This is a genomic window from Flavobacterium sp. (assembly GCF_035760125.1).
Classification (GTDB): Bacteria; Bacteroidota; Bacteroidia; order Flavobacteriales; family Flavobacteriaceae; genus Flavobacterium.
On sequence record NZ_DASTTN010000022.1, the window covers coordinates 12,461 to 28,277 of the forward strand.

Below are 15,817 nucleotides of genomic sequence, written 5' to 3' on the forward strand. Positions count from 1 at the left end.
TTAACTAAAAAGAATGCTTTTTTTAAAATCACCATTTTGCAAGTGAATCATTGAAAATATCCTGTGTAATTCTTTCGAAAATTTCTTTGATGGCGGCATCTTTCGTTGCTCCTGTCAATTGTTGTGCAGCTGGATAGTCATAGTAAAACTCAAAAGATTTTTCGAAATCGTCAGCTTCTTTGTTCTTATTGGTAAATCTAACATTTACTCTGATTTTCAAGCGATTTTGAGATGCTTGCTGATCGGCAGTTGCAGTCATTGGACTGATGCGGTAATCTACTATTTCTCCTTCATACGTTAAATCTCCTCCATTTTTTACTAATTGCAAATTAGTTTGACCCTGAATCAAGTCTTGTAATGTAAGCGTAAAAGTTCGGTCAATTCCTGGTTCAATCAAATCAGAATTGTTTGGAAAGAAATTTACCTGATAAGTTTTGGCATCGATTTTACCAGTTCCCGTAAAGTTATATACCGAACAACTGTTTAGAATGAATGAACTAATTATTAATAAGAGATAATGTGTTTTTTTCATAAAATGTGTAAATTGCTACGCCTGTTCGCTATGGCTCGAGTCCAAATTCTAATTTGGTTCAAATTTCAAATGTACAAAAATCGAATTAGTGATTTGAATTTTGTTTTTTTTGAATTTTTATTTTTTGTTATAAATCAAATTGTTTGATTTTTCGATACAAAGTACGTTCCGAAATACCCAATTCGTCTGCAGCGGCTTTTCTTTTTCCTTTGTTTTTTTCCAATGATTTTTTAATCATCTCAATTTCTTTCTGTTCGAGTCTCAAGATTTCTTCCTCTTCAATGGTTTCGGCCAGAAGATAATTGCTATTATCCTGTTCTTCGTAATCCTGTTCTATATTTGAATTGGATAAAAATGAGGTTCTTGGTTCTTCTTCAAAGTCAATTTCGCTGTCCTCTTCTTTGGAACCGTATATTTTTTTGATAAGTGATTTATTGGCTTCCTGAACATTGGAGCTTCCATTTTGCATTAATTCCAATGTCAGTTTTTTTAGATCATGTAAGTCGCTTTTCATATCAAAAAGAACTTTGTATAAAATCTCTCTTTCGGTATTAAAATCGTTATCGTTTTTTTTGTCTTTTATGACTGAAGGTAAATTACTGTCTTCGTTTGGTAAATACGTTTGTAAAGTTGCAGCGGTAATGTCTCTGTTGGTTTCTAGTACCGAAATTTGTTCGGCAACATTTCGTAATTGTCGAATATTACCGCTCCAGCGAAATTTTTGCAAAAGCAAAATGGCAGCGTCATCCAGTTTCAAAGGAGGCATTTTGTACTTGTTGGCAAAATCGGCCACAAATTTTCTAAACAATAAATGAATGTCCTCTTTTCGTTCTCGAAGTGGTGGCAAGTGAATATCTACTGTGCTTAAACGGTAATACAAATCTTCGCGAAATTTCCCTTTTTCAATAGCTTTGAATAAATTAACGTTGGTCGCAGCCACGATTCGGACATTCGTTTTTTGAACCTGAGAAGACCCCACTTTTATGAACTCCCCATTTTCCAAAACACGTAACAAACGCACTTGGGTGGTCAAAGGCAATTCTCCCACTTCATCAAGGAAAATAGTACCACCATTAGCTACTTCAAAATAACCTTCACGAGTACTGGTTGCGCCGGTAAAAGCTCCTTTTTCGTGACCGAAAAGTTCACTGTCAATCGTTCCTTCCGGAATTGCACCACAGTTTACCGCAATATATTTACCGTGTTTTCGGTGTGATAATGAATGTATAATCTTTGGGATATTCTCTTTTCCCACACCACTTTCTCCGGCTACCAAAACCGAAATATCAGTAGGGGCAACCTGAATGGCTTTTTCTATGGCACGATTGAGCTTTGGGTCATTTCCAATAATCTCAAAGCGCTGTTTTATTGATTGTACTGTATCCATTTTGTTTTTTTATCTCGTATAACACAAATTAGATGAATCTGTAAAGTGTAAATTTTACTAATTATTAAAACTTAAATCTGTTTGAATAACTATTCTATTCTCAGTTTTCTATTGTTGAGGCTTTGTTAGCGTATCTTTTTGCACACTAGTTTTTTCTACTTTGTGTTTTGGAAAATAAGTTCTAATGACATAGAATGTTGTTCCAAAAGCAAGAATAAATGTAATTAAAGCGACAAGGATATTTTTTTTCGACATAATAAATGATTTTATTTTTTGAAACTCTTTTTAACCTGTGGTCAAAATTCCTAATTCATATCACTCAAACCAACCGCTTCACCTTTCAAAGTTCCGGAGGTACAAGAATTAATTTTCACATTTACAAAATCACCTATTTTATAATTCTCCTTTGGGAAAACTACGGTAATACTTTGTGAATTTCTTCCGGAAAATTCCTCAGTCGATTTTTTCGAAACTTTCTCTACCAATACTTCAACTGTTTTCCCGATGAATTCCTCAGAACGTAACCAAGCGTGTTTTTGTTGTAAATCCACAATTTCTTGTAATCTTCTTGCTTTGGTAGTTTCAGGAACATCATCTTCCATTTTTCTTCCCGCCAAAGTTCCCGGACGTTCAGAATAGCTGTACATATAACCAAAATTATATTTCACATATTCCATCAAACTCAAAGTATCTTGATGGTCCTCTTCTGTTTCTGTCGGAAAACCCGAAATCATATCTTGTGAAATCGCTCCGTCAGGAATAATAGAACGAATTTTGTCAATCAGGGTCATGTATTCTTCTCTCGTGTGCAAACGATTCATTTCTTTCAAAATGCGATTGCTTCCCGATTGAACTGGTAAGTGAATGTGTTTACAAATGTTAGGATATTTGGCAATAACGTGCAAAATGCTTTCGTGCATATCCTGTGGATTCGAAGTTGAAAAACGAATGCGCATTTTCGGGAAACCAATAGCTACCATTTCCAGTAATTGGTCAAAATCCACAGCTGTCGCTTTTTGCATTTCGCTAGCATCTGCAAAATCCTTTTTCAATCCTCCACCATACCATAAATAACTATCAACGTTCTGACCCAGAAGTGTAATTTCCTTAAATCCTTTGCTCCACAAATCCTGAATTTCGTTCATAATACTTTGCGGTTCACGGCTACGCTCACGACCGCGGGTGAAAGGCACCACGCAAAACGTACACATATTATCGCAACCTCTTGTGATAGAAACCAATGCCGTAATTCCGTTGCTCATTAATCGAACTGGCGAAATATCACCATACGTTTCTTCTTTGGACAAAATCACGTTAATTGCATCTCGGCCTTCTTCGACTTCACTCAATAAATTAGGTAAATCTTTATACGCATCTGGGCCCACAACAAGGTCGACAATTTTTTCTTCTTCTAGAAACTGACTTTTCAAACGCTCGGCCATGCAGCCCAAAACGCCTACTTTCATTTTCGGATTAATGCGTTTTACAGCATTGTATTTCTCCAGACGTTTACGTATCGTTTGTTCTGCTTTGTCCCGAATCGAACAAGTATTCACCAAAACCAAATCGGCCTCTTCCAAAACTGAAGTGGTATTGTAACCACCATCAGACAATATAGACGCCACAATCTCGCTGTCCGAAAAATTCATCGCACAGCCATAACTTTCTATAAAGAGTTTCTTGGTGTTCTCTGGTTTATGTTCTAGTACAAGGCTGTTTCCTTGTTTGCTTTCTTCAATTATCTTTTCCATAGGGCATTTTCAAAGTGCAAATATAAGGCAAATACAGTGATTATGACAAGATGTCAGCCGAAGAATTAACAACTTTTTAAGTCCTTCCAAATTCTGAGAATTCAGTGCTATTTATAAGGAGCTAATTCCCGTTTTCCGCTACAAGTCCTCGTCTCGTTGGCAAAATTTTCAAGTATTTGCAAGAGCTTCTTTCAGTCGGTTTGCAAACACAAAAAATTTAAGCCAACGCGACTCCGGGCTTTTCACTTCAAACGAAGTTCACTGAACTCCTATAAAAATAAGAGTATAGTGAAGTAATCGGGGCTAGGAGATTTCGTTTTCAGAATTGCATTTTATTTATTTAACCCGAAACTCTTTCAACAGAAACCCATTGGCAACGGTTTTAAATTCAACTAATTGATTTTTAATCCAGTTTTCGTCATGGCCTAATTCTTTTGCCAGTAAGCGAGCTACTTTGTCAGCACAAGAAATTGCAGCTCTAGCGTCCAAAAACAACAATCGAACACGTCTGGCCAAAATATCCTCAACCGTGGTGGCCATTTCTTCTCGAATGGCCCAAACAACTTCAGCTAAAGTGTAATTGTAATCAGGATGTAGCTTTTCCTTTAGTTCAGGTTCGTTTTCTTGCAGTTGAAGAATGGATTTGCAATCCGTTCCATATATAAATAAATGATTTTCAAAATCTGCGGCACTGTTTTTCTTGTTTCCGTGAATAGCCAAATATTCAGTCACACATTTATTTGGGCTTAATTGATGTACTGTAATGGCTTTGTTAACTATTTCTTCTGCAATTTTTCGATATGTTGTCCATTTTCCACCAGTGATACTGATTAATCCAGTTTCGGAAATAATTATTTTGTGGCTTCTGGAAAGTTCTTTGGTGCTTTGTCCTTTTTTTTCAGGAGCGGCCAAAGGTCTTAATCCTGCAAAAACCGAAAGAACATCGGCTCGCGTTGGGGTTTTTGTTAAGTATCTTTGTGCTGTTTCTAATACAAATTCAATTTCTTCTTCAAGCGCAATTGGTTCAAGATCAGATTTTTTGACCAAAGTGTCTGTGGTGCCCACAACAATTTTGTCGTGCCAAGGAACTGCGAAAAGCACTCTTCCGTCGCTCGTCTTTGGAATCATTAATGCGTAATCACCAGGTAAAAAGGATTTATCAAGGACTAAATGAATCCCTTGACTTGGAACGATGTATTTTTTATAAACAGTATCGTTCATTTTCATAATGGCATTGGTGAATACACCAGTTGCATTAATCACCGCCTTGCCTTGTATCATGTATTCCTCTCCAGACTCTTGATCATTAGCTATGACACCCGTAACTTGGTTTTTGTTATCTTTTATTAATTGGACAACTTTAAAATGATTGAGAACACAAGCTTCTTTTTCTACGGCTGTTTGTGCCAGATTAATGGCTAATCGTGAATCGTCAAACTGCCCATCATGATACAGTACGCCACTTTGTAATCCATTTGGTTCAATGGAAGGGATTAATTCCAGTGTCTTTTCTTTGGATAAATATTTAGAACTCCCAAGGCTTAATTTTGCCGATAATAAATCATAGAATTTTAAACCAAGAGTATAAAAATAACCTCCCCACCAATTGTAATTTGGGATGATGAAAGATTCGTTTTTAACCAAATGCCCTGCGTTCTTTTCCATTAAACCTCTTTCTTTTAGAGCTTCTATGACCAGGGAAAGATTGCCTTGTTCCAAATAACGAACACCACCATGAACCAGTTTTGTGCTTCGGCTTGAAGTGCCTTTTGCAAAATCTACTGCTTCGAGAAGTATCGTTTTAAAACCTCTGCTTGCTGCATCCACTGCAACACCAAGTCCATTGGCACCACCACCAATAATGATGAAATCCCAAGTTTGGTTCTGTTTTAGTTTTTCTAACTGTTCGATTCGGTTCATTAGATAATTTTGTAGGTTCGATTGGGTCTCTTGTAGTAAATTTAACCAAATAATTAAAATGGATTTGGTTTTTAAAAAATTAAATTTTGATTTCTTTTTATACCTATATATATTGGTGAAATGGAATGCTGTGTTTTATTGTTTGAAAGGTGTTTCTTGTGTTTAATGATTTGGGCTATTTATGCTTGAAATTAGTATTGCATCATTATAAATGAATCAAAAATTTTTTGCTTTGAGTTGTTGAAAAGGTTCGTTTACCGATTTAATTAGTTTTTAAAATCAATGAAAGGTTGATATTTAAAAAAAAAAATTACTTTTGCGATTCAAACAAAAGCAAAATGGCAAAGAATTTAGTGATAGTTGAGTCCCCAGCAAAGGCAAAAACAATCGAGAAATTTCTAGGAAGTGATTATCAGGTAGCATCAAGTTACGGGCATATTGCCGACTTACCTTCTAAGGAAATTGGTGTTGATGTCGAAAACGGATTTAAACCCAAGTATGAGGTATCCTCGGATAAAAAAGCATTGGTGTCCAAATTAAAGACTTTAGCTAAAAATGCCGATATGGTATGGTTAGCGAGTGATGAGGACCGCGAGGGAGAGGCTATTTCTTGGCATTTGGCGGAAGAGTTGAAACTTAAAAAAGAAAAAACAAAGCGTATTGTTTTTCACGAAATTACTAAAACTGCTATTCTTAAAGCCATTGATAAACCACGTGAAATTGATTATAATCTAGTCAATGCACAACAAGCTCGAAGAGTTTTAGACCGTTTGGTTGGATACGAACTGTCTCCGGTTCTTTGGAGAAAAGTAAAAGGTGGTTTGTCCGCTGGACGTGTGCAATCGGTTTCTGTTCGATTGATTGTTGAGAGAGAACGTGAAATTCAAAACTTTACTGCTGTGGCAACTTATTCGGTTGTTGCAGAGTTTACAAATGAAGCTGGCAAGACTTTGAAAGCCAAGCTTCCAAAAAATTTCAATACAAAGAAAGAAGCCGAAGATTTTTTAAAACAAAATATCGGTTCTATATATAAGGTTGCGGAATTAGAAACGAAACCTACCAAAAAATCTCCAACAGCTCCTTTTACGACTTCGACTTTGCAACAAGAAGCAGCAAGGAAATTATATTTGCCTGTTGGAATTACAATGCAATTGGCTCAACGATTATATGAGGCTGGACTTATTACCTATATGAGAACGGACAGTGTGAACTTATCGAAAGAAGCGATGGATGCAGCTCAGGCAGAGATCATCAAATCGTATGGTAAGGAGTTTTCTAATCCTAGAACTTTTGTTAATAAAAGTAAAGGTGCGCAAGAAGCCCACGAAGCGATTCGTCCGACCGATATGTCACTTCATACAGTAAATATTGATAGAGATCAAGCACGTTTATATGATTTGATTTGGAAAAGAACTTTGGCTTCGCAAATGAGTGATGCCAAATTGGAGCGTACCAATGTAAAAATAGAAGCTAATAATCACGGTGAAATATTCACTGCTTCGGGAGAGGTTTTACTTTTTGAAGGGTTTTTGAAAGTGTATCTTGAAGGGCATGATGATGAAGAGGAAGAACAGGAAGGTTTATTGCCTGCTCTGAAAGTGAATGAAAAATTGCAAAACAATTACATTACTGCAACAGAAAGGTATTCGAGAGCTGCAGCAAGATATACTGAGGCTTCTTTGGTGAAAAAACTGGAAGAATTAGGTATTGGTCGTCCATCTACTTATGCACCAACTATTTCTACCATTATCAACAGAAATTATGTAGAGAAAGGAAATTTAGAAGGTGTTGAGCGAAATTATACGCAATTGACTTTGCAATCTGACAAGTTGGTTGAGAAGTTACTTAAAGAGAATACAGGTTCAGATAAAGGGAAATTAGTTCCCACAGATATTGGTACAATTGTTACTGATTTCTTGGTTAAGAATTTCGGAAATATTTTGGATTATAATTTTACCGCTAAAGTCGAACATGATTTTGATGAAATTGCCGAGGGAAATATCGAGTGGACTAAGATGATGCAGGAGTTTTATGATAAATTTCACCCAACAGTAAAAGATGTTGAAGCCAATGCAGACAGAGAAAGCGGGGAACGAATTTTAGGAATTGATCCAGAGTCAGGAAAACCAGTTTCGGTTCGTTTAGGTAAGTTTGGGCCAATGGCACAAATTGGAGATGCTGAAGATGAAGAAAAGAAATTTGCGAGCCTTAGACACGAGCAAAATATTGGTAATATTACTTTAGAGGAAGCTCTGAATTTATTTTTACTTCCAAAAAACTTGGGTATATATAAAGGAGAAGAAGTTGAAGTGAGTAATGGTCGTTATGGGCCATATGTGAGACATGGTAGTGTATTTATTTCTTTGCCAAGAGGTGAGGATCCTTTAGATGTTTCTATGTTGAGAGCTCAGGAATTAATTGATGAAAAAGCTATCGCAGATGCACCAATTGCTGTTTATAAAGGGGAAGGTGTTCAGAAAGGGACAGGTCGTTTTGGTCCTTTTATCAAATGGAATGGAATCTTTATAAATGTAAGCAAGAAATATAATTTTGATAATTTATCTCAGTCAGATATTCAAGAATTGATCGAGGATAAATTGCAGAAGAATATTGATAAAGTGCTTCATAATTGGGAGGAAGAAGGAATTTTGGTTGAGAAGGCACGCTGGGGACGTTCGGTTATAACGAAAGGAAAAATAAAAATTGAATTAAGTAAAGATGTTGATGCAACAAAATTAACATTAGCTGAGGTTCAGGAAATGATAGCCAAGAAAACACCTGTCAAAAAAGTTGCTGCCAAAAAAACGACTGCAGCGAAGAAACCAGTAGTTAAAAAAGCAGTAGTCAAAAAGAAATAAAGAATTAAATTCAATTAGTCCTCATTTTTTCTTTCGTGAAAAATAGTAGGGGAGAGATAAAAGAAACAAAAATGGAGTTTGAATTTTTAGAACCATTAAGTAAAGAATTTTTAAGCTATGTTTTAGGTTTGTCTGCTCAACATTTGGGGAGTAAAATAGTTTTACATACTAATGAGGCAATACCTGATTTGAGTAAAATTGATATTGCAATAATTGGTGTTCTTGAAAATAGAGGCGATAAGAATGATAATGTTGATGTTAACTTAGACGCTATAAGGAAAGAGTTATATGGAATGTTTCCGGGAAATTGGAATATGACAATTGCCGATTTAGGGGATATTCTTCCGGGGAATTCAAAAGAGGATACTTTTTTTGCGTTAAAAAAAATAGCTTCAAGTCTTATAAAAAGAAAAATCATACCTATAGTTATTGGTGGATCTCAGGATTTAACTTATGCATTATATAGAGGATATGATGATTTGGAACAAATGGTGAATTTAGTTTCTATTGATAGTAGGTTTGATTTTGGAAAAGAAAATGAGGCTATTAGTTCTGATTCTTTTTTAACTAAAATTATTATAGACGAACCTAATAATTTGTTTAATTTTTGTAATATTGGCTATCAGACTTACTATAATTCTCAGGAGGAGATAGATCTGATAGAAAAGTTGTTTTTTGATGCGTATCGATTAGGTGAGATTTCGAATAATATTTCAATTTCGGAACCTGTTTTTAGAGATGCAGATGTTGTGAGTATAGATTTGAATTCTGTAAAATCATCAGATTCTGGTAATTTTACTGTTTTTAATCCAAACGGTTTTAATGGTAAAGAAATTTGCTCGTTATCCAGATATGCGGGGATAAGTGATAAAGTAAGTTCGTTTGGGGTTTTTAATCACAATAATTCAAAACAGGAAGCGGTAATTATAGCGCAGATATTTTGGTATTTTATAGAAGGATATCACTATAGGTCAAATGAGTATCCTTTTGGTAGTAGAGAAAATTACTTAAAGTATATAGTTCCGCTTGAAGAAGAGGATTTGGTATTTTATAAAAGTGATAAAACAGATCGTTGGTGGATAGAGATACCATTTATTTCAAACTCCAGCAATAAATTGAAAAAAAACACGTTATTACCGTGTTCTTATGAAGAATATTTGGCTGCTTGTAATCAAGAAATGCCTGAAAGATGGTGGAAAGCTCAAAGAAAAAACATTCTATAAATTTTAAGTTTTAAAACGCTTAATAAATTTATAGTAAAAGCGTTAATTTTATGTGAATATTTTAAATATTTGCGATATACTTACAAATTTTTAAAAATGATGTTTTTTATCGTTCTTTTTTAGCACTTTGGCGATAAAATATTTTTTTTTAAGAATTTTTAACATACATTTGACCAAATATTAAGTGACTATAAAAGAATTGTTTTTTAGATAAAAAATAAATAGGTTTGCAGTCCTATTAATAATGAATAGATAACCCCAATTTTTATGAAGAATTTCATTGCATTTACGGCAATTTTAACAGTGTTAATTAGCTGTGGTAGATCAAGCGACAAAGGAGAGTTGGTTGGTGTAAAAGGAGCAAAGTGGCATCCTGAAAAACCTTATGGAATGACACTGGTTCCTGGTGGCTCATATATCATGGGTAAATCTGATGATGATGTTGCTAACGTTGCCGACGCGCCAACAAAGACAGTTACTGTTAGGGCATTTTATATGGACGAAACAGAGATTACAAATAGCGAATACCGCCAATTTGTGGAATGGGTAAAAGATTCTACAATTCGTTTTCGTTTGGCTATTTTAGCTGAAGAAAGTGGTCAAGGTGCAGCTGGTGATGGGAAAGGTAAAGGAAAGAATACAGGAAGTATAGCTGATTATTCTTTTAGTAATAATAATTCCGACCCTGAAAAAATGACAGCCTACGATAAATATATGTATGATAACTATTATAGTATCGGTACAGATAAAGATCCAAACGCTTATAAAAGATTAGATAGAAAAGCTAAATTGGTTAAGGATGTTAAAAAATATCCGGATGAATTTTACACGGAAGTTATGGACTCTATGTATTTACCTTTAGAGGCATCTTATAATGGATTGAGGACTATTGATGTGAATAAACTTAAATTCCGTTATACTTGGATGGATATTCAAGCTGCTGCTAAAGCTAAAGTAGGAAAAAGACAGGATTTCATTAGAACTGAAGAGGTTAAAGTGTATCCAGATACTACTGTTTGGATTAAGGATTTTGCATATTCTTATAATGAGCCGATGCATAATGATTACTTTTGGCACAAAGCTTATGGTGAGTATCCTGTAGTTGGTGTTACGTGGAGTCAAGCAAAAGCTTTCTGCGAATGGAGAACTTTAAATAAAAATAGTTATTTAAAATCTAAGAAAAATCATGTAGACAATGTGAACTCTTTTAGATTGCCTACAGAAGCAGAATGGGAGTACGCTGCAAGGGGAGGTCTTGAATCAGCTACTTTTCCATGGGGTGGTCCTTATACAAAAAGTGACAGAGGATGTTTTATGGCTAATTTTAAGCCTAACAGAGGTGATTATGCTGCGGATCAGGCCTTGTATACTGTAGAAGCTAAATCTTATGAACCTAATGGCTATGACTTATATAACATGGCTGGTAATGTTTCTGAATGGACGGATTCTGCTTATGATGCTAATGCATATGAGTTTGTATCCACAATGAATCCTGCAGTTATTGACAACTCGAATAAACGTAAAGTTGTAAGAGGGGGGTCTTGGAAAGATGTTTCTTATTTCCTTCAAGTAAGTACTCGTGCATTTGAATATGCAGATTCGTCTAGAAGTTATATCGGATTCAGAACAGTTCAGGATTATATGGGAACTCAAACAACCGGTAACAAAAAAAAATAACCCAAATTTAAATAAAAATAACCTATAAATTAACTTTAAAATTTTTACAAGATGGCAATATTGAGCAAAAAAGCAATGAATTTTACCTATGGTATGGGAGCGGCAGTAGTAATTATCGGAGCCCTATTTAAAATTCAACATTACCCTGGAGCTAGTGCATTATTAATAATTGGTCTTTGTACAGAAGCTTTCATTTTTGCTCTATCGGCATTTGAACCAGTTGAACATGAATTAGATTGGTCTTTGGTATATCCTGAATTGGCTGGGGGCGAAAAATCTGATAAAAAAGAAATTGTATCTGACGATGCAGATGGAATGTTGTCATCTAAATTAGATGCAATGTTGAAAGAAGCTAAAATTGATGGTGCATTGATGAGTAGTCTTGGTAATAGTATTAGAAATTTTGAAGATGCTTCAAGAAATATATCTCCTACAGTTGATTCTATTTCTGCAACAAAAAAATACAGTGAAGAATTATCTATGGCTGCTGCTCAAATGGAATCTTTAAATAGTTTGTATAAAGTACAATTAGAAAGTGCTACTAGAAATGCTGAGGCTAATAAAGAAATTGCTGAGAATGCAAGTAAATTGAAAGAGCAAATGCAATCAATGACTGCAAATATTGCATCTTTAAATAATGTATATGGTGGTATGCTTACTGCAATGAGTAATAAAGGATAATTAGTTTTTTAACTATATATTATAATATTAAATAATAAACTAATTAGAAAAGATGGCAGGAGGAAAATTAACCCCTAGACAGAAGATGATTAACCTGATGTACTTGGTTTTCATCGCAATGTTAGCATTAAACATGTCCAAAGAAGTATTATCAGCATTTGGATTAATAAACGAGAGATTTGAAACAGCTAATAATTTAGCATTAACTTCAAATGAAGCAATTTTAGCGGATTTGGATCTTAAAGCACAAGATAAACCTGAGCAATATAAAGTTCCTAATGAAATTGGGAAGAAAGTTAACGTTGCAACTATTGCTTTTTATAAATATGTGGAATCTTTAAAATCAGATTTTACTAAAGATATTAAAAGAGAAGAGAATGGTAAATTGCCATATGAGACAATGGATAATTCATCAAAATTGGATGAATCTTGGTTTAGTGGTGATGGTTTGTCTGCAAAAGGTAAAGAAGTTGTTGCTGCCGTGGAGGCTTATAAATCAGCTATTAAATCAGCAATCGGTAGTGATGCTAAATTTAAAGATATTGAAGCTGAATTCAATACTAAGTTCAATACTGGTGATGTAGTTGATAGAGAAGGCGTGAAAAAAAATAATTTAGATTATAATTTTAAGCATTTCCCTCTTATTGCTTCTGTAGCAAAATTAACTGCAATTCAAAATGATGTTAATACTATTGAGAATCAAATTTTGAGTAGATTAACTGGTTCAACTGCTGTTGCAGCCGCATCTATGAAAAATTATACGGCAATTGTTATTCCTGAAAAATCTGCTTTCTTCGCTGGAGAGGCCGTAAAAGGGAAAATTGTATTAGGACGTTTTGATAAAGCAACTGTACCTACTAAAGTTGTAGTGAATGGTAGTAATTTAAATCTTGGTTCTGCTTTGCATGATGGTCAAGTTGATTTTAGTTTTGGTGCAGGTAATGTTGGTGAACACGACATTAATGGTAACTTTACTTTTATGGAAGATGGTAAACCAGTTGCTATTCCAATTATTGGGAATTATGTAGTGGTACCAAAACCAAATTCAGCTACTATTTCTGCAGATAAAATGAATGTAGTTTATAGAGGGGTTATTAACCCTATGACTATCTCTTTTGCAGGTGTTTCTGCTGATAAAGTTTCTGCATCAGCTCCAGGTTTGAGTTCTGCAGGAAAACCAGGTTCTTACAACATGAATCCAGGACAAGGTTCTGAAGTAGTTATCAATGTAACAGGTACTTTGCCTGATGGATCTAAAGTGTCTGACAAAAAAGCATATAGAATCAAAGGTATTCCGCCTCCAGTTGGTGCAATTGGTGGAGAAATGGGAATTGTTAAAGGAGCTAAGTCTCGTTTAGAAGTTTCTCAGATATCGGCTAAATTACCTGATTTCGATTTTAATGTTAATTTGAATGTTGTTGGATTTACTTTAAAAGTTGCTGGTCAAGCTGCAGTTATAGTTTCTGGTGATAGAGTAAATGCACAATGTAAAACTGCTTTAGCAAGAGCTACAAGAGGTGATCAAGTTACTATTTCAGATATTAAAACTAAATTGGTTGGTTCTGATATCATGCTTTCAAGAACAGCTGTAGTAATTTACGAAATACAATAATATTTAAGTTACTATTCTACTTAAATAACTTAATAATTAATAAAGATGAAGACTAAAAATTTAGTTGCGGTTATAGCATTTGTTGCGGGAAGTTTTTCTTCATTTGCACAGTCTAATTTACTGAATGCTAAGACGCCAGATCAAATTGGAGTAAAAACTAAATCTCAAGTGTCTCTTGACAATGATAAGCCTTTGGCTTATGGTTATGTGGATGATAGAGATATATTGATGGGTAAAACTACATGGGAGATTGTTGATTTGAGCGAAAGATTTAATTTTCCTCTTTATTTCCCAATCGATTCCACTAATATTGGAAAAGACAGAAGATCATTATTTGATGTTTTGATTAAAGGTATTAAGACAAATAAAATAACTGAAGTGTATGCTGATGATTATTTTAATACCAAAAAAACTTTCAAAGATATGAGTAGTTCGTTTACTTATATTGATACTACCAATGCTGGTAGAGAAGAAGTAAATGCCAATAGAGATTTGTATTACCCAAAAGCAAAACCGTCGATTACTTATAAAACTGTTAAAGGTAAAAAAGTAAAAGTGGTTGGTCCTGCTACTGTTCCCGTTGCTAAAGCCTTGGATCCTCAATTTATAGATAAAAGAGAACTTACAGCACAAGATATCACAGGATACAAATTAAAAGGGTATTGGTATTTTGATAAACGTCAAAGTGAATTGAAATATCGTTTATTAGGTATTTGTCCAATAGCTCCAGAAGCTAGAGAAGTTGGTAGTGAAAATCCTGATTATATTGATTTGTTCTGGATATTCTATCCTTCGATTCGTGATTATTTACATCAGTATTTGGCTTTCAACGAGAAAAACTCGGCTATGCCAGTTTCTTTTGATAGAATTTTAGATTCACGTCAATTTAGTGGTGTTATTTACAAAGAAGAAAATGTATACGGTGACCGTTTGATTACTGAGTATGTTAATGAAAATGCTTTGAATCAGTTATTGGAATCTGATAGAATTAAAGATAAAATTCGTGATTTCGAACATGATATGTGGAATTACTAATTTCATAATATTTAACAATAAAAACTCTTACTTAATTTAAGTAAGAGTTTTTTGTTTTTTACATTTATTACATTATTTATGATTGATTATATAATTGTTGGGTCAGGTTTAGCAGGTATTTCTTTTGCTGAGACTGCCTTGTCGAATAGTAAAACTATTGTAGTTTTTAACGATGATTCCCAAAATTCATCTAAAATTGCGGGCGGACTTTATAATCCAGTTATCTTAAAGCGCTTTAGTGAAGTTTGGCAAGCTCAAGAGCAATTACAATTAATGGATGGTTTTTACTCACGTCTTAACGATAAAATTGAATCAAAGGTCGATTTCAAGATACCCATATTGAGAAAATTTTTTTCTATAGAAGAACAAAATAATTGGTTTACTGCTTCAGATAAACCAGCTTTGGCACCCTTTTTGTCTACTTCTTTAATTTTTAAAACTTTTGAAGGTATTGATTCTCCTTTTGGTTATGGGGAAGTATTGCAAACTGGATATGTTGATACTGGATTGTTGCTTTCTGAATATCATGATTATCTGTTATCGAACCAACTTTTGAGAAATGAAACTTTTGATTATAATGATTTAATTATTGATGAGGAAAGAGTCTCTTACAAGGGAATAATTGCTAGACATATTGTTTTTGCAGAGGGTTTTGGTTTACAAGCCAATCCTTTTTTTAATGAATTGCCTTTGGATGGTACAAAAGGCGAATTGTTTATTATTAAAGCTCCACTTTTAAACCTGGATGTCATAGTGAATACAAGTGTTTTTATTTTGCCTTTGGGTAAAGATTTATTCAAAGTCGGGGCCACCTATAATTGGAGAGACAAAACCAATTTGCCAACAGAAGAAGGTAGAACAGAATTAATTGACAGAATTAAAGAAATTATTTCATGTGATTTTGAAATTATAGAGCACTATGCAGGAGTCAGACCAACCGTTAGGGACAGAAGACCATTAGTGGGAACGCATTCAGAATATAAAAGAGTTCACGTTTTGAATGGATTGGGAACTCGTGGTGTAATGCTTGGTCCAGCAATGGCCAAAGCATTGTTTGATAATATCGAGAACGATATATTGCTAGATAAGGAAATTGATATTAAAAGATTTACCAATAAGCGTAAAGGAAAATCTTAATTAA

General features: G+C 34.3%; 11 protein-coding genes. 7 read left to right on the forward strand and 4 right to left on the reverse strand.

Going from position 1 to position 15,817, the window contains the following annotated elements; translation table 11 throughout:
• Positions 1–28: 28 nt before the first annotated feature.
• The 4 genes from VFS71_RS01055 to VFS71_RS01070 all read right to left on the reverse strand — a co-directional run bounded on the left by VFS71_RS01055 (position 29) and on the right by VFS71_RS01070 (position 5,590).
• Positions 29–532, reverse strand: a complete 504-nt coding sequence (locus VFS71_RS01055) for an LptE family protein (RefSeq protein WP_326398819.1) — start codon at positions 530–532, stop codon at positions 29–31.
• A 127-nt stretch (positions 533–659) separates the two neighbouring features.
• On the reverse strand, positions 660–1,919 hold the full coding sequence (locus VFS71_RS01060; protein WP_326398820.1) for a sigma-54 interaction domain-containing protein: 1,260 nt from the start codon (positions 1,917–1,919) through the stop codon (positions 660–662).
• A gap of 305 nt (positions 1,920–2,224) precedes the next feature.
• Positions 2,225–3,670: a tRNA (N6-isopentenyl adenosine(37)-C2)-methylthiotransferase MiaB gene (miaB, locus tag VFS71_RS01065; RefSeq protein WP_326398821.1), complete on the reverse strand. Its 1,446-nt coding sequence runs from the start codon at positions 3,668–3,670 to the stop codon at positions 2,225–2,227.
• Positions 3,671–4,006: 336 nt separating this feature from the next.
• A complete protein-coding gene (locus VFS71_RS01070) occupies positions 4,007–5,590 on the reverse strand; it encodes a glycerol-3-phosphate dehydrogenase/oxidase (protein ID WP_326398823.1) in 1,584 nt (527 codons plus the stop codon).
• 338 nt (positions 5,591–5,928) lie between these two features.
• Here VFS71_RS01070 and topA point away from each other — a divergent pair, with 338 nt between their 5' ends.
• The 7 genes from topA to VFS71_RS01105 all read left to right on the forward strand — a co-directional run bounded on the left by topA (position 5,929) and on the right by VFS71_RS01105 (position 15,813).
• Positions 5,929–8,448 carry a type I DNA topoisomerase gene (gene topA, locus VFS71_RS01075; protein WP_326398825.1) on the forward strand — a complete coding sequence of 840 codons (2,520 nt, stop codon included), beginning with the start codon at positions 5,929–5,931 and terminating at the stop codon, positions 8,446–8,448.
• Between the two features lie 71 nt (positions 8,449–8,519).
• On the forward strand, positions 8,520–9,671 hold the full coding sequence (locus VFS71_RS01080; RefSeq protein WP_326398826.1) for a formimidoylglutamase: 1,152 nt from the start codon (positions 8,520–8,522) through the stop codon (positions 9,669–9,671).
• A gap of 267 nt (positions 9,672–9,938) precedes the next feature.
• Positions 9,939–11,348, forward strand: a complete 1,410-nt coding sequence (gene gldK / locus VFS71_RS01085; RefSeq protein ID WP_326398827.1) for a gliding motility lipoprotein GldK — start codon at positions 9,939–9,941, stop codon at positions 11,346–11,348.
• A gap of 51 nt (positions 11,349–11,399) precedes the next feature.
• Complete coding sequence (gene gldL / locus VFS71_RS01090; protein ID WP_326398828.1) at positions 11,400–12,029, forward strand: gliding motility protein GldL; 630 nt, start codon at positions 11,400–11,402, stop codon at positions 12,027–12,029.
• Between the two features lie 52 nt (positions 12,030–12,081).
• Positions 12,082–13,641, forward strand: a complete 1,560-nt coding sequence (gene gldM, locus VFS71_RS01095) for a gliding motility protein GldM (protein WP_326398829.1) — start codon at positions 12,082–12,084, stop codon at positions 13,639–13,641.
• Positions 13,642–13,686: 45 nt separating this feature from the next.
• Positions 13,687–14,676 (forward strand): gliding motility protein GldN, encoded by a 990-nt coding sequence (gene gldN / locus VFS71_RS01100; protein WP_111409983.1) that lies wholly within the window; start codon positions 13,687–13,689, stop codon positions 14,674–14,676.
• Between the two features lie 78 nt (positions 14,677–14,754).
• Entirely contained in the window at positions 14,755–15,813 is a 1,059-nt protein-coding gene (locus VFS71_RS01105; protein ID WP_326398830.1) for an FAD-binding oxidoreductase, read from the forward strand.
• Positions 15,814–15,817: the final 4 nt, after the last annotated feature.